General features: G+C 51.0%; 6 protein-coding genes. 4 read left to right on the top strand and 2 right to left on the bottom strand.

What is annotated here, in order from left to right:
- The first annotated feature begins 4 nt into the window (after positions 1 to 4).
- From DHN43_RS25930 to DHN43_RS25920, 3 genes are read left to right on the top strand one after another with little or no spacing between them, the layout of a single operon-like run.
- On the top strand, positions 5 to 10,405 hold the full coding sequence (locus DHN43_RS25930) for a non-ribosomal peptide synthetase (protein WP_108820579.1): 10,401 nt from the start codon (positions 5 to 7) through the stop codon (positions 10,403 to 10,405).
- On the top strand, positions 10,402 to 14,523 hold the full coding sequence (locus DHN43_RS25925; RefSeq protein WP_108820578.1) for a non-ribosomal peptide synthetase: 4,122 nt from the start codon (positions 10,402 to 10,404) through the stop codon (positions 14,521 to 14,523). Before DHN43_RS25930 ends, DHN43_RS25925 begins: the two co-directional genes overlap by 4 nt.
- An 8-nt stretch (positions 14,524 to 14,531) precedes the next feature.
- The gene (locus DHN43_RS25920; protein ID WP_159096991.1) at positions 14,532 to 23,747 is read left to right on the top strand and encodes a non-ribosomal peptide synthetase; all 9,216 of its coding nucleotides are present in this window, start codon (positions 14,532 to 14,534) and stop codon (positions 23,745 to 23,747) included.
- On the opposite strand, the gene DHN43_RS25915 is transcribed toward DHN43_RS25920, so the two are convergent.
- Together DHN43_RS25915 and DHN43_RS25910 are read right to left on the bottom strand one after the other, a co-directional pair.
- Positions 23,694 to 24,461 carry a 4'-phosphopantetheinyl transferase family protein gene (locus DHN43_RS25915; protein WP_108820576.1) on the bottom strand — a complete coding sequence of 256 codons (768 nt, stop codon included), beginning with the start codon at positions 24,459 to 24,461 and terminating at the stop codon, positions 23,694 to 23,696. The two genes, DHN43_RS25920 and DHN43_RS25915, sit on opposite strands and share 54 nt — an antisense overlap.
- Positions 24,462 to 24,467: 6 nt before the next feature.
- Complete coding sequence (locus DHN43_RS25910) at positions 24,468 to 25,253, bottom strand: thioesterase II family protein (RefSeq protein ID WP_084405891.1); 786 nt, start codon at positions 25,251 to 25,253, stop codon at positions 24,468 to 24,470.
- Positions 25,254 to 25,481: 228 nt separating this feature from the next.
- Between DHN43_RS25910 and DHN43_RS25905 the strand changes: the two genes are divergently transcribed.
- A partial coding sequence (locus tag DHN43_RS25905; RefSeq protein ID WP_244307017.1) for an IS6 family transposase occupies positions 25,482 to 25,848 on the top strand: 367 nt, incomplete at its 3' end.

The raw sequence follows: 25,848 nt of genomic DNA, 5'->3' as shown, positions 1-25,848 counted from the left end.
AATCATGCAGGACGAATTAAACAAGCGCAAACGTCGCTCTCTCACACCAGAGCAGCTTTTGAAGATGCGCCAACGCAGCGCGCTCAAGGCAGCTCCGCGTGATCAAGACCCCCTGCCTTTGTCTTTTGCGCAGGAAAGGCTCTGGTTCCTCTCTCGCATGGAAGGCATCAATTCAGCCTATCATCTGACCCTTGGCTTGCGCCTTCGTGGCGAGTTAAACATGACATACCTGCAAAGCGCGCTAGACCAGCTGATGGACCGTCATGAAGGCCTGCGTACAGTCATTACAGATGATAACGGGAAGCTGTCTCAAAGCTTCTCACCCCGTACCTGTGGCTTTCCCCTTCGCTTGCTCAAAATTGAGGTCGATAGCGACCCAGAAACAGAGTTCTGCCGTTTGGCAGAAGAGGAGAACACACGGTCGTTCGATCTGCTGCAAGGACCGTTGGCTCGCTGTTGTCTTATCCGGATCAACGAGACGCATCACGTGTTGCTGCTGGCATTGCATCACATCATTTCAGATGGGTGGTCCAACGGCCTCCTCCTCAAAGAGTTGGGTGAAAACTACTCTCATCTGGTAGAGGCAGGAACACCAATCGAGCGGGAAACACCCGATCTTACATACGCCGATTATGCCGTATGGCAGAAACAGCCGGAGCAGCTCAAAAAATTTGATGAGCAGAAGACTTATTGGAAAGAAACGCTTGCCGGTGCACCCGAGCGTTTGCTGTTGCCAACGGACCGGCGGCGACCTACTCAGCAAAATTTTGCGGGTGAACTTCTGCCGTTGGAGTTAGGCCCTGAGTTGAGTGAAAAGGTGCGCCAATTGGCGCGCAGCACGGGCTCCACCCCTTATTTGTTACTCATGAGCGCCTATGCAATCGTGCTCTCCCGTTTGTCTGGACAAGAGGATCTGGTCATTGGCACCCCATCTGCCAACCGTGTCCGCAAAGAGCTGGAAGAGATGGTGGGCCTGTTCGTGAACACACAGGCTTTGCGCTTTGATTTGAGCGAAAACCCCACAGTAAGTCAGCTACTTGCCCAGATGCGAGGCATTTTCCTCGACAGTCAGGACAATCAGTCTCTCCCTTTCGAGCAGGTGGTGGAAGCGCTCAGTCCTCAACGGTCCTTATCCTACACACCACTTTTCCAGGTCATGTTCGCATGGCAAAACACAGAGGGTGGAACATCTCAATTCGCTGGGTTGGAGTTGGACACTGTACAACTGCCTCGCACCGCCTCCCAGTTCGATATCACACTTGAGCTTGTAGACGATGGCTCAAACATCTCCGGCGGTTTGGAATACGCGACAGCTCTGTTTGACCGCCAAACCATAGTTCGGCTTGCAGGTTATGTGTTACAGGCAGTGAAAGCCATTTGCGCAGACCCGGAACAGGCAGTCGCCGTACTGCCACTTATGGATGCAGCCACACATACAGCAACATTAGAAGCTTCCCATCTTCCATCTATGGATGTACCGGCAGCAAGCGCCATCCATCTGCCGTTTGAAGAGGCCGCTGCAGCCCACGGCGATCAGGTTGCATTGATCGGCAATGAGATCGAACTCTCTTATGCTCAACTGAACAGTCAGGCCAACAAGCTCGCCAGATACCTGCGCTCTAACGGCGTTGCAAATCAGGACCGGATTGCGGTGTGCATGCGTAAATCCGCAGACGCGGTTATCGCCTTGCTTGCTGTCCTGAAAACTGGCGCTGCCTACATTCCAATTGATGCGAACTATCCCCCTGAGCGGATCAACACGCTTGTACAAGATTGCCAGCCCACAGTCATTCTGGCCGATATGCGTGGTCAGGAGCAGTTGGATCAACTCACCAAGCTGCCTGCCCAGACTATTAATATTGAGAGGAGAAGAGATGAATGGGCTTCTCAGGATGACCGCGATTTAGATGTTCAAGTCGCGCCTGACCAACTGGCCTATATCATCTACACTTCCGGTTCGACAGGACAACCCAAAGGCGTCATGGTCGATCATCGTGCGATCTGGACTGTCAGAGATGCATGGAGCAGCCTTTACGACTTCAAAGAACCACCATGTGTTTTGCAGATGGCGAGTCTTTCGTTTGATGTTTTCACCGCAGACCTTGTCCGCGCCCTCACTTTTGGAGGCAGGCTTGTCCTGGTGGATCAGGACGAGCTGGTAGACAGTACCGCCCTTCTCGCAAAAATTGAGCAGCATCAGATAACATTCGGTGATTTTGTTCCAGCAGTTTTGGACAATCTTACAACACACGTGCAGACGATCGGAAAACAGTCAACCAACCTCAAAACTGTCGTGTGCGGTTCTGATCGTTGGTCCTCCAAAGGTGCTTGCGAAGCACGAAAGGTCTTCGGGCCTGCAGTGCACATCATTCATGCTTACGGCTTAACCGAAACCGCTATTGATTGCCTCGCACTCAACTTACCCGAAGAGTTTTCTCCGAACACCACTCTGAGCCTCGGCACTGCACTCAAGAATTATCAGGTCTTGCTTTTGGACACTTCCGGCCTACCTGTTCCCGAAGGGGTTGTTGGCGAAATCTGTATTGCCGGATCTGGTTTGGCACGCGGCTATTGGAACGCACCTGAACTCACCAAGCAAAAGTTTACCGATGTATCAATTGGTGATGGCCTGAGGATCTTCAAAACAGGAGATTTAGGCCGTCAGCTACGTGATGGGACACTCGAGTTTTTAGGACGGAATGACCGGCAGGCAAAACTCCGCGGTTTTCGCGTCGAGCTTGGTGAGGTTGAAGCCGCTCTTGAAGCTGATGAACGCATCACATCAGCCATTTGTGTTGTGAGGCCTCACACCAGCGGCGAACAGCTTCTCGCCTATGTCGTCCTTGCGGATGATGAGGGGCCTGAAGTTCCTCAGGCACTGAAAGCAGACTTGAGCCACAAACTCCCACACTTCATGGTTCCTGCCGGGATCACCGTCATCGACAAGATACCACTCACCTCCAATGGCAAAGTCGATCTGAAAGCCCTCCCGGACTTTGATCTATCCACCCTCTCACAAACAGAGTTTGAGCCTCCACGAGCAGGCAGAGAAACGGAACTCAGCCAGATCTGGTGCGATGTACTCGGTGTCGCCAGTATTGGGCGCAACGATAACTTTTTTGCTCTGGGCGGTCATTCTCTGCTTGCAGTACGGTTAGCCCAACGTATCCGTGAAGCAACTGCCGTCGAAGTCCCGGCAACAATTGTTTTCACTGCCCCAACGCTGGCCTCTCTCGCCGAGGCGATAGACAGCCAGACACGCACCGCAAAAAGACAGATTGAGCCCGCAAACAAAACACAGAACCTGCCGCTTTCCTCTTCTCAACAACGCTTATGGTATCTGGCAGAAATGGAGGGCCAGAGCGAAGCCTACCATATACCATTGGTTCTGGAGCTGAAGGGAAAGTTGGACGTCTCAGCCCTGTCTCAAGCAATTGAGAAAATCGTTGCACGGCACGAGGCTTTGCGGACGTGTTTCAGCCAGAAGAACGGGACCGCCTATCAGGAAATTCAGCCAGCAAATGTTTGGCGGATGGGGGCGGTTACGCAAGTGCCTGCGAATGAGACGTTACAGGATCATGTCGCCCGTTTGATCTCTGTGCCCTTTGACTTGGAGGCGGGTCCGCTGTTTCGTGCGGATCTTTTGCACTGTGACGCGAACCATCATGTGCTGGTGATTGTTATGCACCACAGCATTTCAGATGCCTGGTCCATGGGTATCTTCAGCAGGGAACTGAGTGTGCTTTATTCTGCTCTGTCCCAACATCAGGATACCAAGCTCCCCGATTTGCAAATCCAATATGCAGACTTCGCGCAGTGGCAGAGCAATGAGTTGAAGAATGGCTCATGGGACCAGCAAAAGCACTATTGGAAGTCCAGGCTCAAAGATGCACCTGTACTGCTGGAGCTGCCAACAGATCATCCAAGACCAAAGCGTCAATCCTTCAAAGGCACCGCAATCCCGTTGAGTCTGGAGCCATCCTTAACTCAGAAGGTGAAGGAGCTTGCTGCATCCAATCGGAACACGTTGTTTACCAGTCTTCTTGGGACGTGGGCGCTGACACTGGCCAAGCTTTCAGGACAAAAAGATATCGTTGTTGGCAGTCCGGTCGCCAACAGAGATCATTCACAACTCGACAACATGATTGGCTTCTTCGCCAACACACTGGCCTTGCGGGTGGAGGCGAATGAAAGCCTTACCTTGAAAGAGTACCTGTCGCAGGTGCAGACCACTGTTTTAGAAGCGCAGCAAAATCAGGACCTTCCCTTCGAACAGGTGATTGAGCATATCAACCCGCTGCGAAGTCTTGCGCATTCCCCCTTGTTTCAGGTGATGTTTGCCTGGGAGGGAGAGAACAATGACCGGTTCGAGCTTCCCGGCCTTTCTGTTGATGTTCTTCCTCACCACCATGGCGGTGCCAAGTTTGATCTGCTGTTGTCACTTCAGGAAAGAGACGGCCAACTGAAAGGTGCCATCGAGTTTGCAAGCGATCTGTATGAGCCAGAGACCGTCGCTCGCATCGCAAAGTACTTCGAGCATGTTCTCACCCAAATGGTGGCAGACGCAACGACGAAGCTTAGTGCCGTAAGCCTGTTGAGCGAAGAGGAACAAACGCTGGCGCTGCACGCATGGCAACAGCCCTCTGTGCCCTACCCTGAGTTAGAATGCATCAGCAGACGCATTGAAGAACACGCCGCTTGCACACCAACAGCCACAGCGTTGATCTTCGGCCAGACAGAACTCAGCTACGACGAGTTGAACACGCGCGCTAATCGGTTTGCTAATGCACTTGTGCAGGAAGGCATTCGTACACGGGCAAACATCGCGCTTTGTGTGGACCGGTCACCAGAAATGATCATCGCACTGCTGGGTATCTTCAAGGCAGGTGCTACCGTTGTGCCGCTGGATCCAGCTTACCCTGAGGCCCGCCATCAAGCCATCTTGCAGGATGTTCAGCCTGATCTCGTCATAACTACAGATGCGTTAAAGCCCAAACTGCCAGTCGAATTTGCGAGTGCAACAGTCACTCTTGCAGAGCTTGCACAAAAGAGCCAACATATTTCGGCGGAGAATACGGGGCTTACCCCTGCCCCTCTTGACCCAGCCTATGTCCTTTACACCTCCGGGTCTACAGGCACACCAAAAGGCGTGGTGCAGACCCACCGCACCTTGCGCAATCTGGTCAACTGGCAACTTAAACAGGTTCCGGCAGAAAGAGCCCCCTCGCGCATTCTCCAATTTGCCTCCCTCAACTTTGATGTGGCCTTTCAAGAGATTTTCTGCACGTTGTGTCAGGGCGCAAGCCTTGTGCTGCTGAGTGATAACCAGCGCAAAGACATCGGTAACCTCGCAGGCTTCATCAAGTCCAACGGTGTTGAGCGCGCCCACTTGCCCTTTGCGGTACTGCAACAGATGGCAGGTCTTTTTGAGGCAGAGCAGCTACCGGATGGCCCTGCTTGTGAAGTGATCACCGCTGGCGAAGCGCTGTTGGTCAATGATAGCCTGCGGCAACTCCTTAAGGCACTGGGAGGGCACTATTTTTACAATCAATACGGCCCCACTGAAACCCATGTGGTGACCCAGCACGTTCTGGATTGCGCGCACATGGAGGCTTGGCCAGCTTCCCCGCCCATCGGCAAGCCCATGGAGAACACCAGTGTGTTTCTTCTGGATGAAGGCATGCGACCTGTGCCTCCCGGAACAATTGGAGAGCTGTATGTGTCCGGAGACAATCTGGCTTTGGGTTACTTTGGTCAGGAAGAACTAACCGCAGAACGATTTGTCACGCACTCGTTCGCCTCTCAAGACGCGCAACGCTTTTATCGCACCGGTGATTTGGCAGCCTACCTGCCAGATGGCAGCCTTGCCTTCCATGGCCGTGCAGATGATCAGGTGAAATTCCGTGGGTTCCGGATTGAGCCGATGGAGATCACGAACTGCATCTTACAGATGGACGGCATTCTGGAAGCCGCCGTGATCTTGGACAAGCAGGCAGGCCCCGAGCATGCCCGGCTCGTCTGCTACTTCGTCGGGACAAGACCCGCTCACACATTGCGGGCAGAGCTGAAAGCTCACTTGCCGGACTACATGATCCCAACGGACTGGATGCCTCTGGAAGAGTTGCCCATCACCCGGAACGGCAAGCTGGATCGCAGAGCTTTGCCATCTCCTGTCCGCATAGGGAGTACAGACTATGAAGCACCACTGCCGGGCCTTGAAGCAGATATTGCTTCGATTTGGCAGGTGGTGCTCAAGGTGGAACAGGTTGGCCGCACCGACAACTTCTTTGACCTTGGCGGGCATTCTTTGCTGGCGACACGCCTGATCCATGCAATAAACAAAGAACTGTCACTCGGCCTGTCCCTCAGTGATCTTATTGAAAACCCGACACTTGTTGATCTGGCTGCCTCGGCCAATACCAACACCGGCAAGGCAGAACACTCAGCGCTGCAAATCCATGCAGATGAAGCAAACCGGTATGAACCATTTCCACTCACGGACATCCAGCAGGCTTACTGGGTTGGCAGGGATGACAGTTTGGGGCTGGGCGGCGTCAGCGCTCATGCTTATGAGGAAATTGAGATCCCTCACCTTGATCTTGAGAGATTCAACGCTGCTTTGAACAGGCTGATCCTTCGTCACGATATGCTGCGAGCTGTTTTTGCCAGCGATGGCACCCAACGCATATTGGAGGATGTTCCTGAATACATCATCCAGACTGACGATGCCTGTGGCCGCAGTGAACGTGTCGTGGAGCGCATCATCTCAAGAAACCGGGAGGCCATGTCGCATCAGGTTTTGGATGCGGGAACATGGCCGCTTTTCGAGTTCCGGGCCGTGCAGCTTGAGAATGAGATAACTCGGCTACACATTTCCATGGATGCGTTAATCGTGGATGCAGCCAGCAGCCAGATTTTCTCACGCGAACTTGCTACCTTCTATGAGGACCCGCAGGCAGAACTTCCGAGGATTGAAATCACGTTCCGCGACTATGTGGTGCAGGAACTAGCGATGCGGGATGACTCTCGCTATGCGATTTCTCTGAAGTATTGGCAAGACCGCTTGTCGACTCTCGCTGCAGCACCGGAACTGCCACTTGCAAAACAGCCAGAGAGCATCAGCAATCCCCGGTTCACACGCAGACAACTTGTTTTGGAAGAGGCCAAATGGTCAACGATCAAAGCAAATGCACGAAAGTATGGTGTCACCCCCTCCGGCTGTCTGCTGACAGCATTTGCGCAGGTGCTGGCCAAATGGAGCCCGTCGTCCCGGTTCACGCTCAGCTTACCTGTGTTCAATCGCCAACCGCTCCACCCCCATATCAACCGTCTCATCGGCGACTTCACGTCTATTGTTTTGCTGGAAGTTGGCTCGGACCGGGCAAAAAGCTTTTCTGACAATGCAAAAGCAGTCCAGCGCCAACTCTGGAAGGATATGGATCATAGCGAAGTCAGTGGTGTACGGGTTCTGCGGGAACTCACGCGCCTGCGTGGTGAGCAGCAAACGGGAATGCCCATCGTCTTCAACAGCACCCTTGTGGAGATGATCCCGGATCAGGAGGAAATTACGCTTTCCTCCGCATTGGACGCTCAAAATGTACATACCATCACCCAAACACCGCAGGTGTGGCTCGATCACACCATCATGGAGATTGATAGCGAGCTACATTTCAACTGGGACAGCATAGACGAGTTGTTTCCAGAGGGCATGATGCAGGACATGTTTGATGCCTATTGTGCTCTGCTAGAAGAGTTGGTCACCTCTGATCGCTGGCAACAGCAAGTCCCCCAGCACTTTCCTGTCTGGAACGCTGAGCGCACACTGTCAAAACATTGGCCATTGATGCATGAGCTGTTTGAAGAACAAGCACTCAAATCACCAGCTGCTCCTGCTGTTATCTGCGGCGATCTGGTTCTATCTTACAAACAAGTCCGCCAGCGTGCCCGTAATCTTGCCACTCTCCTGCAACAGAAGGGCTTGGCAAAAGGTGATCTGGTTGCCATTCAGATGCGGACCGGTTGGGAACAGAGTGTTGCCGCCCTCGCCATCCTATATGCAGGGGGCGCATATCTTCCAATCGACCCAGATCTGCCAGCCAATCGCATTGAAGGTATTTTGCAACGGACCAGGTCCAGGCTCGTATGCGTTAAGACAAGCCAGAGTGACAAGCGCAAGGGACTTCCTGCGTTTGCTCAAACGGTTGATGTGGGTAGTGAACTGAATGCTTTAAGCGATGAGAAGCTGCAGGTAATTGATACACAGCCAGATGACCTTGCATATGTGATCTTCACTTCCGGTTCCACCGGGGAACCCAAGGGGGTCATGATCGATCATCGCGGAGCAGTTAATACGCTCCTCGACATCAACCGCCGTATAAACGTGCAGCCAGAAGATCGTGTGTTTGCCGTCTCTGCATTGGGCTTTGATCTATCAGTCTATGATATTTTTGGTTTGCTGGCGGCAGGTGGCTCTGTTGTCCTGCCCAATGAGGCTGAGGCAAAAGACCCTGCCCATTGGCTGGAGTACCTCATTCGTCACAAAGTCACGATCTGGAATTCTGCACCAGCTTTGCTTGGTGTACTGACAGATTATGCTCAAAGTGATCGCAAAAGTCTCGGCTCGCATTTGCGTCAAGTGATGTTGTCTGGTGACTGGATCCCACTTTCACTGCCTGAGCGGGTGCATGCGCTCGCCCCGAACGCACATGTCTTGTCTCTGGGTGGAGCAACTGAAGCCTCCATTTGGTCCATCTGCTTCCCTATTCAGGATATCGCGCCGCATTGGAAGAGCATTCCCTACGGCAAAGCGCTCGACAACCAACAGTTTTATGTTCTGGATGACGCGCTGGCCCCTCGCCCTTGCTGGGTTACTGGTGAGCTGTACATCGGTGGCATTGGACTTGCGATAGGATATTGGCGGGACGAAGAACAAACCAACCATCGTTTCATCACCCACCCCAAAACCGGCGAACGCTTGTACCGTACCGGCGATTTGGGGCGCTATATGCCAGATGGAAACATAGAGTTTCTTGGGCGCGTGGATACTCAGGTCAAGGTGCAAGGTTTCCGCATCGAGCTTGGTGAGATCGAAACTATGCTCAATGCCCATAAAGACGTAAAAGCCTCAGTCTTTAAGATGTTTGGCGCGGCACAAGGCGATAAGCAACTCGTTGGCTATGTGGTTCCGGAAGAGCGCGGTGTCGAGATTGACGCTCTTCTGGATCATCTACGCGCCCACCTGCCCCATTACATGGTTCCCTCTGCTCTCCTTGAGATTGAGCGCCTCCCGATTTCTGCAAACGGCAAAATTGATCGGAAGCAACTGCCGGAACCACGCAGTGGGATACAAGCTGAGCTAAGCTTCGAACCGCAAGGGGAACAGGAAGAGAAAATCCACGAGATTATCTCTCAGATCTTGAAACTGGATCACGTTACACCCGAGGATAATTTACTGCAGCTGGGAGCTACCTCTATCGATATCACGCGCATTTCAAACGCGTTGTCGAGCACGCTCTCGTTCCGCCCACCACTTGCAAAGTTTATGGGCAGCCCAAGCCTTGCAACGCTCCTTGCCATGTATCGGGAGCAGTTTGGTCAGGTGGCGGAAGAAGCGCAACCTGACGCAACAAATTCCGCAATTGCCACCCTTGAAGACCCGCTGCAGCGACAGTCTTTCAAAGACTGTAATGTTGGATTGCGCAAGTTTGATCAGCAACATGGCGTGCATCAGTTGGAAAACTCCAGCTCTCCTGAGTTCGACGAATTTGACGCCTACCGGTCAGTGCGTCAGTTCAATTTGGATCCTGTCCCCAAAACCCGATTAGAGGCCCTCCTCTCTGCATTACGGCGTAATCAGAACCAAGAGGCACCAAAGCACTTGTTTGCAAGCGCGGGGGGGCTCTATCCGGTGCAAACCCACCTTTACATCAAACCCGGTCGTGTGTTGGGCCTGGAAGGTGGGGCCTATTATTACGATCCTGAAAAACACGCTCTGATTTCGACAGCAGATGGCAAGGCACTGACCCCGGATGCCTATGATTATTTCGTGAACCGGCCAGTTTTTGAAGAGGCTGCCTTCGCGCTTTTCTTCATCGCCGAGCGGCAGGCAATCGAGCCCCTTTATGGCGAAATGAGCGAGCAATTCTGGTTGATCGAAACAGGTGCAATGGCACAGCTGTTGACCATGCGTGCCCATGAAGCAGGGTTAGGCCTGTGCGGCATCGGCTCCATAGATGAGACGGTTTTGACGGAGCTGTTCCGGTTGGGGCCTACTCATAAGCTCATCTATTCCATGATCGGCGGCACACCCACCAGTGAGCAAAACCGGCAACACACCATAGAGACCTTCGGGACTGCGCTCACCTCCTCAATGGATGAAGATGAAATGGAGGAGTTTGAAATATGAAAGCTCAACAACTGCTTGATTATTTTGCCCAGCACAATGTGAGTCTCCAGACTGATGGAGAAAAGCTTCGTTTCAAAGCGCCAAAAGGGTTTCTGGGAGCTGAGCTTGCCGCCGCTCTGAAAGCAGAAAAGTCAGAGCTGATTCATCTGCTGCAACAACATGCAGCAGAAAGGCAGGTTGAAGGAGTACCTCTTTCACCATCACAGCGCCATTTGTGGTTCTTGCATCAATTGGAACCAGAGAGTCCGTTCTACAATAACCCCGTAGCGCTCAAAGTTTCCGGTATGCTCGAGCTGGAAACTCTGCACCGCGCCGTAAATGCTGTTGTTGCGCGTCACAACATGCTCCGAGCGAGGTTCAGCACAAGCAACGGAACGCCTACACAAACTTTTCCAAAACCTGCTGACCTGCCCTTTCACCTCTTGAACCTTTGCCATCTGAGTGCCGAAAAACAGGCGGAGGCGCTCAATGAACGGGTCCAGCATGAGGCGAGGCAACCGTTTGATTTGGAGCGCGGCCCACTCGTGCGCTCAAGTTACATAAAGCTTGCAGATGAAGAACACGTATGGCTCGTAAACCTGCACCACATTGCCGCTGATGGCTGGTCTATCGGTTTGTTTTTCAGCGAAGTTACGGCTCATTACAACGCTTATCAAATGAGCACCTCGCCCGACCTTCCCCCTTTGTCCATGCAGTACGCCGATTATGTGCAGCATCATAAAACCGTGCACAATTCGTCCAGAGAGCAGCAACAGATCCAGTATTGGACTGACAAGCTTGAAGATCTGCCAGACTTACTTGAGCTACCCACGGATTTCCCTCGCCCAGCAGAACAGACACATAACGGTGCTCACTTTGAACTCACGCTTGATGATAACTTGAGTGACCGCCTGCGATTTTTCTGCAAAAGACGTTCAATCACGCCATTTGCGCTCTATCTGGCCGGATTTGCCGCCCTCTTATGGCGCTACAGCAAACAGGAAGGCATCTGCATTGGCACCTCTTTTGCCAACCGCCATCTGGCAGAGCTGGAGCCTCTGATCGGGCACTTCATCAACACGCTCGCACTCAAAACGCATGTCACGGCCACAAGCACCTTTGCTGAGCTGGTAACGCAGTCGCAAACGGCCATTCTGGAAGCGCTGGACAATCAGGATTTGCCTTTTGAGAAAGTAGTCGAAGCTGTAAATCCGGAACGCTCACCAGCTCACTCGCCTCTGTTTCAGGTCATGCTGATTTATCAGAACCTGCCGGGGGGATCGGCTCAAATGGATGGTGTTGAAATCGAAACACTGGCAACAGACAGCCAGACAGCAAAGTTCGATATCACACTGGAAGTATTTGAACGAGGCTCCACGTTTAGCCTTGGCTTTGAGTACAACAAAGATCTGTTTACGCAATCCCGCATTGCGCGAATGGCCAGTCACCTCACCTGCTTCCTCTCAAACGCCGTCGAAGCACCAGAAGTGGACCTCGGTGCGATTGATTTCATCCCCCCCGAAGAAAGGCATCTGTTAACGCAGGTATGGCCTCACGGAGCGCAGCACGCGTTAAGCTCAACGTACATTCACAAAGCATTTGAGGCTCAATGCGAGCATTCACCCCGAGCACCTGCACTCGTGTGCGGCGAAGACGTGTGGAGCTACGCCAGCCTCAACACCAAAGTAAATCAACTTGCCCGCCACCTGAAGGAACTTGGTGTTACTGAGGGAAGTCCAGTGGGCCTGCTTTTTGAGCGGTCCAGCGAGTTGGTGATAGCCATGCTTGCCGTGCTGAAGGCGGGTGGTCACTTCATTCCGTTGGAGCCCGGGCTGCCAATCAAGCGTCTTGAATATATGGTGCAAGACAGCCAGCCCAATCTGATCCTCACCCATCCAGAGGCATCGGAAGCGGTCACCAGACTCAAGGGCCATTGTGACGTTAAAGTCTTATCACTGGATACAGAGCAACGAGCCAAAGTCACTCAGTCCTACAGCACTGATAATTTGCCAGCTAACGGTATAAGCACCGAGGATCTTGCCTATATCATCTACACATCTGGGACCACCGGCGTTCCCAAAGGCACCAAGCTGACTCACAAGGGTTTGGTGAACCTCATAGAGTGGAGCGATCGCACATTTCCAGGCAAGCCCGGTGATGCTCTTTTGCAGAAGACACCGATGGGATTTGATGCGGCGATCTGGGAATTCTTCTGGCCGTTATGCTCTGGTGCATCGCTGGTACTGGCTCCGCCTCTTGCTCACGCCTCGCCTCCCGAGCTGACAACGATCTGCGCATCTCATGGTATCACCACCATCCAGTTCGTCCCTGCGATGCTGGATCTGTTTCTTGATGAACCAGAGGCTGCCCAATGCACCCAACTGCGCAATGTGTTTTGTGGTGGTGGTGAGCTGAGCGGTGCACTTATGCGCAAGTTTTCCAGCAAGCTGCCGTGGGCGACTCTGCATAATGTTTACGGCCCGACTGAATGCACCGTAGACAGCACCTGGCATAGTGTGAAGCCGGAAGATCTGGACAAACCTTCAGCCCCCATCGGCAAACCCATATCAAACGCAAGGACTTACCTGCTTGATGAGAGCATGTCGATTGTCCCGGTTGGACTGGTTGGCGAGCTATATATCGGTGGTGCCAGCCTGTCTTCTGGCTATCTTAACGCCCCGCAGCAACAAGCATCAGCGTTCGTTACCAGCCCATTCAACTCAAGTGAACAGCTCTACCGTACGGGCGACCTTGCCTACTACGATGAGCAAGGTCAGCTGATTTTTGCAGGCCGCAAAGACAACCAGATCAAGCTGAACGGTTTTCGCATCGAGCTGTCAGAGATTGAAGCTATCCTCCGACAATATCCCGAATGCCACAGCTGTGCCGCGCTCGTGGTTCAGCAAGAAGGTGGTATAGCCCAACTGGCACTTTGCTACACCACACCAGATGGTTCTCCCCTCGTAGAAAGCGACCTTCGTCATCATCTGGCAGAAGCACTTCCAGACTACATGCTTCCTCATATTCTGCTGCATTTGGAAACACTCCCTCTCACCAATAACGGCAAGATTGATTATTCCAGCCTAAAGGCATCTGTGCTGGCCCATGAGGCCGTGTTTAAGGTCAATCAGGAAAGCCCACGCGATTATATCGAGCTCCAGATCTATAACATCTGGAAGGAAGTGCTTCTCCATCCATCCATTGGTATCAGCGACAGTTTCTTCCATGTCGGCGGCTCTTCCATCGCAGCGATCAAGGTGGCTCATCGGGTTGGTGAGACGTTCAAAATTCAAGTCCCGCCCAAAATATTCATTCTAAATCCGACAGTAGAGGCGCTCGCCAGTTGGATCCGAAACGGAGCTGCGGAAGAAAACTCCCGCGACAACCTCATAACGTTCCGCGAAAGCCAAAACGGTGAGCATGTCGTGTGCGTTCACCCTGCTGGTGGAACAGCCTTTTGCTATCTGTCTCTGGCGAAGATCCTGTCTGATGAAATTGGCGTTTATGGTCTGCAATCACCTGGCCTCAATTCAGGAGAGGAACCTCTCCCCTCCATAATGGCCATGGCCAACGCCTATCTGGAACGTATTGAACACATCGCACATGAAAAGATTGTCCTCACCGGCCTGTCGTTTGGAGGCTACGTTGCCTATGAGATGGCCCGGCTCCTGAAAGCCCGTGGCAATCACAATGTCAGCGTCATTCTTCTGGACACTCAGGGGTTTGAAGAACATGAGCGCCAGAGCCTTGCACCGGTAGATCTTGCAGAATTTCGAGACAAGCTGGTGAAGTTCAACGGTATGTATCCGGGCATCGATGACGAGCAAATCAAGCGTTACCATCAGGTTTACAATCACAATCGGGCCTGTGTGCCAGATTATGATTGCCAGCCATTGGACGCGCGAGTTGTGTTCATTCAGGCGCTTGGCTCGCTCAACAAAGGCTTCCTGCATCAACTGCGTCAGTTTTGGATTGAAAAAGCTAAAGGCGGCTTCATGACGAGACTGGTTCGGGGAGACCATTGGGAACTGTTGGAATCAGAAGAAATACAGCGCGTCAAAAAAGCGATTTCCCATGAATTTCAATTATTTGAATGGCAAACCACCTTTCCTGCTGTTCATATGCAGATAGACGCTTAGAGGCTTACATGACTATCAAGACTTCTCATGAGTACTTAGCCTCGACCTCTTATGATTTGGAAATTGGCGATCAGGGACCCGTCCAATCTTCGTTGTTAGACAGTATCAGCTTTTATGCGGATCATTTCCCAGAACTGGCCGCGGTGCAGGATCATGATCGTATCCTCAGCTACGAAGAGCTCAACGAACTCTCCTCGCAAGTCGCCTTAGCATTGAGAGGCTGCGGCGTAAAAAACGGCGATGTGGTTGCCGTCTGTTTGCCTCGTTCACAAGAGCTCGTAGTTGTCATGCTTTCTATCTTGAAGGCGGGAGCAACAGTTGTCCCATTAGATGCCGCCAGCCCGCCAGCCAGGCAATCAGCAATCTTATCTGATAGTCAAACACGTTTTCTCATCGTTCCGGATGCGAGTAAATCCAAGCTATTTCCCCGAGAAGCACATCAGGTCCTTCATGCGGATCAGTTACTCATCCAAAGCCTGCATGAGAATAGCCATGACCTCCCGCGCTATCCTTTGGCGAAAACGGCATTTTTGTTTTACACCTCTGGAACAACGGGTGCTCCCAAGGGCGTTCAAGTGCCTCTCTCAGCAATCGAGAGGCTTGCCCATCAACCCCGCTTTGTCCCAATGCATATTGGAGATCGCTACGCGCACATTTCCAACCCTGCGTTTGATGCACTCAGCTTCGATGTTTGGGTGCCGCTTTTAACTGGTGGATGTAGTGTCGTTTTCTCCAGTGACGAACTCACCGATTTTGTAGGCTTTGCCCGGCAACTGGAGCAGCAATCGATCTCAACCATGTTCATGACAGTTTCTCTGTTCAATGCGATGGTCGATCACGGGACTGACTGCTTTGGAACGCTTGGGCATCTGCTCATTGGCGGGGAGCAGTTGAACCCGAAAACGATCGAGAAATGGTATGCTGCAAACCCTGAAAGCACCTGTCAGATATACAATATTTATGGCCCGACAGAGTGTGCGACCTTTGCCTTGTGCTTTGCAATTCCTCGGGACTTTGATGCAGGCATCATTCCCATTGGCAGTCCCATTGCAAGTACAGACTGTCAGCTAAGGTCATCAAACGGCGAGATCACCAATATTGGAGAAACTGCAGAACTCTACCTTGGCGGTGCAGGCGTCGCTCATGGCTATTTGAATAGAACAGAGGAAACACAGCGCAGGTTTGTAAACCTTCCAAACTCTGGAAAGTGGTATAGCACTGGCGATCTGGTCCGCCTCAATCAGCAAGGTCTGGTCGAGTATGTGGGCCGCGTTGACAGGCAGATCAAAGTACGCGGGTTTCGCGTAGAACCTGAAGAAATCGAGCAACGCATCCTGCAATATCCGAAGATACAGCAGACTTGTGTTTTAGCAGTGCAGGAGCAAAACAATCCGCTTGAATTGCACGCTTACTTAGCAATTGAAGAGCAGCTTGATTATGAAGAGCTTGATGCCCATTTTTCTGCGTCCCTGCCAGATTACATGCGTCCTCATAAGGTCTTTTGCCTTAGCTCGTTACCTCTGAATGCAAACGGGAAGATTGATCGAAAAGCCCTTCAAGAAATGGAGATTGCTCAATTCCGGCGAACTTCCTCCTCTCAAGCCTCGGAGAGTGCCGTTCTGAGCAGCATTCTGCAAACTGCAGAGATGGTGTTGAGTGTGGCGCAGTTAAGCCGTGAAGAGACGCTGCTTACTGCTGGGGGCGATTCACTCAAAGCAATCAGCTTATCTAACCAACTCAACTCAGTATTTGGCTGCCGCGTTGCGCCGTCACAGCTTCTAAACCTGACATTTGCTGAACTCTCTGAGATTGTTGGCAAGCACAATGAGCAAGCCAGCAGTTTACCGCCTGCACTTGCTCCATCAGGTTTGGCAAAAGAGCAGGCAACCTCGGAGCAAATGCGGTTATGGCTACAGCAGCAACGGATCCCTGCTGACATATCTTACAATACACCGTTCATCTTTCGGTTTTCAGGTCATCTGAATTCCGAAAGTTTGGGTCACGCAACATATGAGCTGGTCAAAAAACACCCGGCACTGCGCACCTGCTTCCATTTCACTGATGATGGGGTGCAACAGCGGGTAGCTGAAAGCAATCCAGAGGCGTTTCACTTCCACGGAACCTTGGAAGAAGAAGCAATTTCGCAACTCCAAACCAAACTCCTCACTCAACCATTTGTTCTTGAGCACCCAAGCCTGTTTCAACTTCATCTGGTCCACCAACCAAATGGCAGCAGCGTCCTTCTGTTTCATGCACACCATATCATTCTGGACGGCTGGTCACTCAACATCTTGTTTGAAGATCTTTCCCGTTCATTTCAGGCAGAAACAGACGAGACAGGACAGGACCAAAAGCCAATTGGGCTGACACCATTAGATTTTGCAAAATGGCAGTCGCACCTATGGGAAACTAAACATTACAACAAGCAAAAGGATGCTCTCTTCAAGCTATACGACGCGCCGGAGATGGAGGAATGCTGGAAGCCCGTGCTGAAACACGGTCAAGGGATGCAAGGTGTTTCAGCGGGGCGAACACGTTTGACACGTCTTGACGCAGCCACCAGAGCAAATTTGCTAACCATTGCAAAGCGTCTTTCACTAACACCCCATCAGGTCTTTCACGCGCTGTTTGCCCATGCACTTTATGTGCACACGGGGAGAACGAGTTTCACAGTTGCAAGCCCTGTAGCGAACCGGCTAACAACAGAGTTTGAAGCAACAGTTGGAATGTTCGCCAACACAGCGTTGGTGCCGGTTAAAATCGACCCAACTGCCTCCATTCAACAAAATACAAGCACCCTCACTCAGGCTTCAAAACAAGTCCTTGCCTGTCAGGATGTTGCCTTCGAACATGTGGTTGATCATCTCCAGAAAAGGAAGCGTATTTCGGGCATTCCGTTTGAGTTTATGTTTGCGACCGAAAACACCCGTTACGAAATGCTAAAGCTCAATGGAGAATGCGCGCAGCTATCTTACCCTGAAGATGTCGCCCCCAAATGCCCGCTCTACCTGTCTGTTCTTGATGAAGCTGAAACCTACCAGTTCTACTGGGAGTATGATCTCAGTTATTTCGACAATGATGCTATCACCCTGCTGGAGCAAACCATGTTCGCTGGTTTGGATCATATGGAAACTGAAGAGGTTGCAGCGAACGTCTTCCAACTCAACACACAACAACGCATTTCGCATGTAACTGGTACAAGCCAGTCACTGCCATACACAACGGTCGCAAGCTGGTTTCAGAAACAAGTCTCACTATCACCACATGCACCTGCCCTCGCATGGCGCGGCAACACTCTCACCTATCATGAGTTGGACGAGTTATCCGATGCTTTGGCTGCTAACATGCAGTCCACTATTTTTGGGTCAACAGAACCTGTAGGACCTACGCGCGTCGCACTCTATATGGATGCTTCCCCAGACTACATAGTCTCGCTTCTGGCAGTGACAAAACTCGGCGTAACAGCTGTTCCGCTGGACCTGAGCTATCCTCAAAAGCTGTTGGAGGGTGTGATTTCACAAGCCCAACCAGTCGGGATCCTCCATGCAGTGCAAGCATCCTTACCTTCTGCACTTGATCGCCAAGACTTACGCGCGCTCCCAGTAGATTTGCAAGAACTCAGAAATTCACGCGATCATCAGCATCCTCTGAAATTTTCAGGTCGCGAAAGGCCCTTGTATACCCTGTTTACCTCCGGCTCCACTGGTCAACCCAAAGGGGTTGATGTCTACAACCAGACACTTTGCAATTTGTTGCACTGGCAACAGCAACAGGGAGGGTTGCCCGCCGGAGAACACACCATGCAGTTCTCCAAATTAGCCTTCGATGTTTCGTTTCAGGAGATCTTTTCAACGCTCTGTTCGGGCGGGTGCTTCCATGTCATTGATCCTCTTTGGCGACAGGACATGCAGTGCTTATTGAACTACATGCATGACAATAATCTGCAACGCATCTTTATGCCTTTTGTGGCGCTGGAATTGTTTTGCGAAGCTGCTCAAACATTCAACATCTTCCCCGGTGCTTTGAAGAATGTGATCACGGCCGGCGAGCAGTTGTATTGCACCAAAGCCCTCCGTGCGTTTTTCACGCAGTTACGCCAAGCCTCCTTGCACAATCACTATGGCCCAACAGAAACGCATGTGGTTTGCGCCCACTCTATGCACGGACCAGCAGCAAACTGGCCGACCCGCCCACCGATTGGCACTCCTGTTCACAACACCGATATTCTCATCGTAGATGACAGCTTCCATCCGGTTCCATCCGGTGAACGCGGCCAACTCCTCATAGGCGGCGATCTGGTTCACCGTTGTTATTTGGACAATGCAGAGCTGAACGCTGAACGCTTTGTCATACTCCAGTCAGATCATGGCACTGGCGGTTCAAAACTCTATTACAAAACCGGTGACATGGGCTTTCTGGATGAATTTGGACAGATAAACTATGAGGGGCGTCACGACCAGCAGGTGAAGATCTCAGGTCACCGCGTTGAACTCGGCCAGTTGGAAGCCTCTTTGATAAATCACGGTGCCATCGAACAGGCGTCTGTTGACTTTGATGACCAGCATAAAAAACTCCATGCCTATGTCAGCCTGCGAGAAGACACCATCAACGCAGATGAGCTTGATCACTATCTTTCAACGCAGCTTCCTGACTACATCCGGGTTGACGAATTCAGACAGGTCGACGAGTGGCCCCGCGCTCCAAGTGGAAAGATAAATCAAAGAGCATTGGCCAGCTGCAAATGGCGCAAGATTGAACGTAAAAAACGCAAAATAAACGCAAATAACGCAATTCAACGCACAAATGAACTCATTGCAGCTTTTGAACATGTCACTGGTGCATCCATCACTGCGGATCAAACATTTTTCGAGGCCGGATGCTCTTCCCTGCAATTGATGCGCTACCAAATGCATATCAATAAAGCACTGGAAGAAAAAGTCAGTATCGCAGATCTGTTTCGTTATGTGACGCCTTCAGATCTGGCAGAACATCTTGAAGGAAAAGCGGAATCAGAACCTTGGACTAGCAAATCATCGACAGCCCAAAGTGCGGATAAAGTTGCTATAATCGGTATGGCGCTACGTGTTCCGGGCGCAGACGACCTGGCCGAGTTCTGGTCAATGGTTCGTGAAAATCGAAGCGGAATTGAACATTTCACTCCAAAGAACCCTGATTTCGTTGGTGCGCGAAGTCAGATGAGCGAAATGATGTCGTTCGATCCTGAGTACTTCGGTATCAGCCCACGGGAAGCAGCGCTCATGGATCCGCAGCAGCGACATTTCCTGATGAGTTGCGTGCATGCTCTTGAAAATGCTGGCATTCCTCCACTGAACACCAACCAAAACATCGGTGTTATCGCAAGCTGTGGTGAGACAACCTACTATCACGCAGCCCTTCGCTCCAAACCTCCAACCACCCTTCCCGACAAGTTCCAAATGGCCTTACACCATGAGAAAGACTTCCTAGCCACCAAGGTTGCCTTTCAGCTGGACCTCAAAGGCCCTGCCATTACACTACAAGCCGCCTGTGGAAGCTCGCTGATTGGCATTCATACAGCCGCAGGCATGCTCCGAAATGGCGAATGTGATGTCATGCTAGCAGGAGGCGTGCTTGTAGATCCCGATATGTCAGAGGGCTATAAGTATCAGTCCCAACACATCTTTTCCAGGGATGGCAACTGCTCACCGTTCAGCAAAGACGCCAGCGGCACCATCGGCGCCAGTGGTGTTGGGGTGGTGGTGTTGAAGTCATTGGATCGCGCCCGAGCGGACGGTGATCGCATCTATGCTGTTATCGAAGGATCAGCCATCAATAACGATGGTCGGTCCAAAATGAGTTATACTTCACCTTCAGTTTCCGGGCAGGAAAGCGTTATTCGTCAAGCCCTTACGAATGCAGGAGTAAGGGGTGATCAAGTCGGATATGTGGAAGCGCACGGAACAGGGACACAACTGGGTGATCCTATTGAAGTACAAGCCCTTTCCTCTGCATACGGCAATCTCCCCAAAGCATCCTGCGCACTTTCATCTGTCAAAAGCCAGATCGGCCACTTAGGTGCCGGTGCTGGCGTCCTTGGACTAATTCGCGCAGCACTGTCGATCTATCGCGGCTATGTACCCCCTAACCTTGGATTTGAGCAGCCCAATCAAGAACTTGGCTTGGATCAAAAGGGGTTCTATATCCCGACCAACAGCAAAAAATGGGAAGATACACGTCCACGTTATGCAGGCGTCAGCAGTTTCGGAATTGGCGGCACAAACACTCATGTTGTAATCGGAGAAGCCTCGGAAGACGAGCATCAACGATACGCGACTACAAAATGCCTTGTTCTATCAGCACATACCAAGACTGCACTTTTTTCTTTGGCAGAAAAGATCAAGAATTATCTTGAACATAACCCAACTTCATTTCAGCAGATTCTCTCACATTTGCAATCAAGCAGGCGAGCACACCCATGGCGTTTTGCTATCGATTGTGATGAAGTCGAAGAAACAATTGAAGCTCTGGGATCATTCGTCCCGCATTACTGTGATGAGAATAAAGGAGTTTGCGATCCCGCCAGCCTAACCGCTGCTGATTGGCTGGCAGGCAAAGAGATTGCGTCACAAAGTGCAGGTACTCCGCCGCCTTGGGATTTGCCGGGTTATTGCTTCAATCTTCAACAATACAACGTGTTAGAGCTTCCAGCAGCCAAGAGTAAGGCGAGTGAAAACCTTCCAAAACGCCTGCCAGAGGAACAATGGCTAAGCCAGATGGTTTGGCAACCAGTCTGCCGCGTTGGAAGTTGTAAAACAGGGCAGAGATTAAAAACAGCGGTTGTCCTATATGATCCGAACAACGTCTCTGATGACTTTGCCGCACTTGATGCCGTCTACCATCGTGTTGTGCCTGTTTGTTATGACGGACGTATTTCTGGTGCTCATTCAGACAAGTTGTCGGTAGATCCGTTTTCTACGGACTCCGTTGAAGACCTTCTGAGCCACCTGTCATTTATGAACCTTGGAGAGTTGGACTGGCTTCATGCGCTTCCATTGTCCTGTAAAGGCGAGCAAAATGAGTTGGATAGCCTTCGGGAAGCAAAAAAGGTTTGTCTGGATAGCCTGACTTATGTGCTTCAGGCTCACTCTAAATATGGGCTTGAGATATCCAGAATATGCCTGCTCTCTTACGAGGCTGCACCGGTGAATGGTACAGTCGCTCAGCCGCTACACGGGCTACTCGCTGGTCCACTTTCTGTGATCCCTCAGGAGTTTGGCATCCAAACACTCTGGCTGGATTTAGAAGGCACAAAACAAGGTTTCATTTGGTCCGAGATTGCATTTGCACTCTCACTCGAAGATATGAAGCCACAACGCCTTGCCTTGCGTAATGGATTTGTTTGGGAATGCAGGATCTTACCTCTTTCTCAAAATGGCCAAACTGCCGAACTGACTAAACTGGATGCGCCAGCTCTCTTCGTGGTGACGGGTGGCAGCGGTGCGATTGGAATTCAAGTTTGTACGAGCCTGCTGGCTGATCCTCATGCTCAAATCGCAATTATCTCCCGCAATCCGTGCATTCCAGAAAAACTTCTGCAGTTTGATACAAGAATTCACCTGATACAGGCTGACATAGGAAAGCCAGCCACGTGGCCTCTGACGTTTGAGAGTGTCACCAAATTAAACATGCCTGTTGTAGGCGTTGTCCATGCCTCTGGAGTTGGAGAAGGAAATCTGATTTCTTTCCGTGACCCGATAGAAGTCTACAACAAGATGCTAGCAAAGTATGAGGGAAGCATTTTTGTTGAGCGTTTCATTGAAGTATTCAAGCCAACGAGGGCTATCTACTGCTCGTCAATGTCAGCTGTTTTAGGGGGAGCTGGCCAACTGGACTACGCCTCCTCCAACGCCTTAATGGATAGCTTTGCGCATTACAGCAATCCGGTGACCCCTGACACAATCAGAACCACCATCAACTGGGATATCTGGAGCGAAAGTGGGATGGCGACCCACTCCAATACACAAGATGAACTACATCAAAAACACCTGACGCTTGGCCTATCCAACAAAGAAGGCTTGCGCACATTCTCTCGAGCATTTCATACAACTGTACCACAAGTGCTGGTTAGCACTTGTGGTGTTGAAAAGGCTCGATACTTCTATCGATCACTGGTCAGGAACGAGATCAAATCTGATGCGCGAACGAGCAAGACACACAAACTAAAACTCATTCGCGATCAGATAGAAACCCTTCTTCTGCAACAGCTTGGACTTGATCAGCTTGCCCCTGATGAATGCCTCTATGACTTAGGTATGGATTCACTTACTCTTCTGGACGTCGTTAGCCTCTTAGAAAACTATGACATTCAGGTGTTACTCTCCCAAATCCCAAAGAACACTTCCTTAGACCTGATTATGAATCTGGTTGAACAACAGCACAAGGCAAACCCCTCTTCTCCAAACAGCACTTGGGCAGATGCAGTTGCCCCGCACCAATGGCATTCTGGTGAGGGTGATGAAGTTGTTGTTCTCATACATCCAATCGGAGGTGATGTTGAAGCATACCGAGAACTGGCAGGAAAACTCCCGGACAACATTGGGATCACCGTGATTGCCGATCCTGCCCTCACAAATCCCGATCTACCAAAAATCAGTTTAAAAGAAAGAGCTGCGGTTTACGCTGAAGCCATAGCGGAAAGGTTTGCAAATAAGCGGATTCATTTAGTCGGCTGGTCATTCGGGGCATGGGTTGCTCAAGAAATGGCGCTCTGCCTCTCGAAGCAACAAAGAGCTCCCGGCAACTTAACGCTCATTGATCCGCCAGCACCAAACTCTGGCGAAAATCTGAAGCAAATGAGTGAGCAAGAAGTCGAAATCATCTTCTTAAAGGAGCTGAAGGCGAAATGGCCAGACAAAAGGGCCCTCGTTGAGGACAGTCATGAACGACTGGCCTATCGAGAAGCACTTGTTCGCTGTACGAAAGCCAACCTGGAAGCGATGGTACACCATACAATGAGTCCGACGCCTTTCTGGCGGACGAATGTATTCTTGGCATCTGAAACTGCCAAAGGGTTGAACGGAACCCAAAATACACCAGCAAACTCCCGTGAGATCTGGGTTAAACTACTGCCAGATTTACAAAACTGGCAGATTGTAGAAACAGATCACTATTCAATACTCATGGGAGAAACGTTAGATCACGTATTGGCTACTGCTGGTTTGGTCAAAACACTCGAGTTGGCGTAATTGGAAGGGAGAGTGGATGTCTAAACTAGTGATACCGGGGTCCACTGCGAGGCTACAGCTGTAACCTTCCCATCCGACCTCAATATCCAGCAGTTTCAAAGGAAGAGGTTCTGAAGTGATCCAGGGGTGCTGTTGCTTTAACTTAACGTCAAGTGAGCTGAGGTCATCACGCAGCCCCTCACCTGTTGCCTTTAAGATGGCTTCTTTCCGGGTCCAACAGCGATAAAACATGGCTGCGCGTTCCTTGGAACTCCTTGATTCAATGTGTAAACGCTCCATCGGATGACAAACAAGCGGCATCAAATCAGTCATTTGGCTGCCTTGTCGCTTGAGTTCAATGTCAACACCCAAGGGCGCATTTTGTGCAAAAGCGACTGCAACCAAACCGCCTGAATGACTCACATTGAATGTCGGGTATCCTGAAAGGTATGGCTTACCACCATCTTGCAGCAGAAAGGGTATTGGCGGCAGATCCACTCCCAGAATGGTTCTAACGACCCAGCGACCCAAGGCAAACGCGCGCCGGTCTCGCAAGAACCTGAACCGGGCACCTCTTGTTTTCTCTTCAGCGGTTAACGCTTGGTCCATTGGAAATGGATACTCCAATGGCAACAAAACAAGCATCACTTTGCCTGGCTCACAGCAACGTTGCCATTGCTCTTTCACAGCCAAAAACCAATGCTGAGCATCAAAGACGGAAAATGAAACAGGCATGAAATCTTAAGCGAGCTCTATGGATGAAGGCTGGTGTAACTGACCAACAACGTTTGCAGCATGGTCTTTTATCTGATTAAGGACTTTAGCTGGAGAATGCTCAATGAAAAAATGCCCGCCTTCGACTTCATCAACGGCAACGGTTTCAGAGCTCAACTTCGTCCATCCCTTCACTTTATGTGGTTCCACAATCTGATCCTTAGTTCCTGCGTAGGCAAAGATTGGTGACGCGATTTGCCAGGGAACTCGCGGCCTGTAAGTCTCACAGAGTTCAAAGTCACCTATAATCGCAGGTAAAAGCAAGTCTACAAGATCGTCATGTTGTGCAATCTGAGCAAACTCGGGATTAAACGAGATGAGCTCATCAACCATCTCCTCGCGAGTACACCCATCAAGAAACGGTAGAGTTCTTGGAGCAAAAGGAGACGCCGATGCCAGCACAAAAAGAGCCGTTGGCTTCAGCCCGCTTTGCTTGAAAAGATGGAGCGCCAACTCGTAAGCAATCCACCCCCCCATACTTGACCCCAAAATTGCAAAAGGCGCACCGCCGAACTTCTCAATCTCTAGCGCTAGCTGCGATACAACTCTTTCCATCGCATTGATTGCTGGTTCTTTTAACCGGGTTCCTCGCCCTGGAAATTTAGCAGGCATCACATTTACCTGATCACCTAGCGGTGCTTTCCATCGGTTATATAAGCTCGTATCGCCTCCCGCCTGAGGCAGACAGACTAAGTTCAGCTTGCACTTATCTGCTGTAGTATCAAACCACTGGGACGACCATCGACAACTCATTTAGTAGTCCATCAATAAACTATTTCAATGAGGTGATTATTACGTGGTTTTGAAGTGACGTCGAGTGGGTTATCAGAGGTGGTTCCGTTTATTTGGACAGGTGAGCGTGTTTTATGGCCCTGTTGCAAATACTATTCGGATGCCGGATGTTTGGGTAAAGCAAGAGGTATTCCAGTGAGCGGTGATTTCAAATGGTGGCATTATCGTGGGGAAGTCATCCTGTGAGCTGTGCGGTGGTATTGTCGCTACGGGATTAGCTACCGTGATTTGGAAGACATGCTTGAAGAGCGCGGTGTTGATGTCGATCACACTACGATTTATCGCTGGGTTCAGCACTATGCACCCGAGATGGAAAAGCGGCTTCGTTGGCATTGGCGGCGGCCATCTTGGAATGGCAGTTGGCAAGTCGACGAAACTTACATCAAGATTAAAGGAAAATGGATGTATCTTTATCGCGCGGTTACAAAACAGGGCGATACAATCGACTTCTACCTCTCTCTAACGCGCMACACAAAGGCCGCAAAAACCTCTTTGGGTAAAGTATTAAGGGGTTTGAAGGATTACGAAAAACCACGCGTGATCAATACCGACAAAG

The sequence above is a fragment of the Pseudovibrio sp. Alg231-02 genome, from assembly GCF_900143565.1.
In the GTDB taxonomy this organism is placed as follows: domain Bacteria; phylum Pseudomonadota; class Alphaproteobacteria; order Rhizobiales; family Stappiaceae; genus Pseudovibrio.
Note: the sequence above shows the minus strand (reverse complement) of the source record. Positions and strands in the feature narration are given on the sequence as shown.

What these genes read in the sequence shown, in the direction of transcription:
- DHN43_RS25930 (WP_108820579.1), top strand. Translation starts at nt 5, where the DNA reads ATGCAGGACGAATTAAACAAGCGCAAACGTCGCTCTCTCACACCAGAG.
- DHN43_RS25920 (WP_159096991.1), top strand. Translation starts at nt 14,532, where the DNA reads ATGACTATCAAGACTTCTCATGAGTACTTAGCCTCGACCTCTTATGAT.
- DHN43_RS25910 (WP_084405891.1), bottom strand. Translation starts at nt 25,253, where the DNA reads ATGAGTTGTCGATGGTCGTCCCAGTGGTTTGATACTACAGCAGATAAG.
- DHN43_RS25925 (WP_108820578.1), top strand. Translation starts at nt 10,402, where the DNA reads ATGAAAGCTCAACAACTGCTTGATTATTTTGCCCAGCACAATGTGAGT.
- DHN43_RS25915 (WP_108820576.1), bottom strand. Translation starts at nt 24,461, where the DNA reads ATGCCTGTTTCATTTTCCGTCTTTGATGCTCAGCATTGGTTTTTGGCT.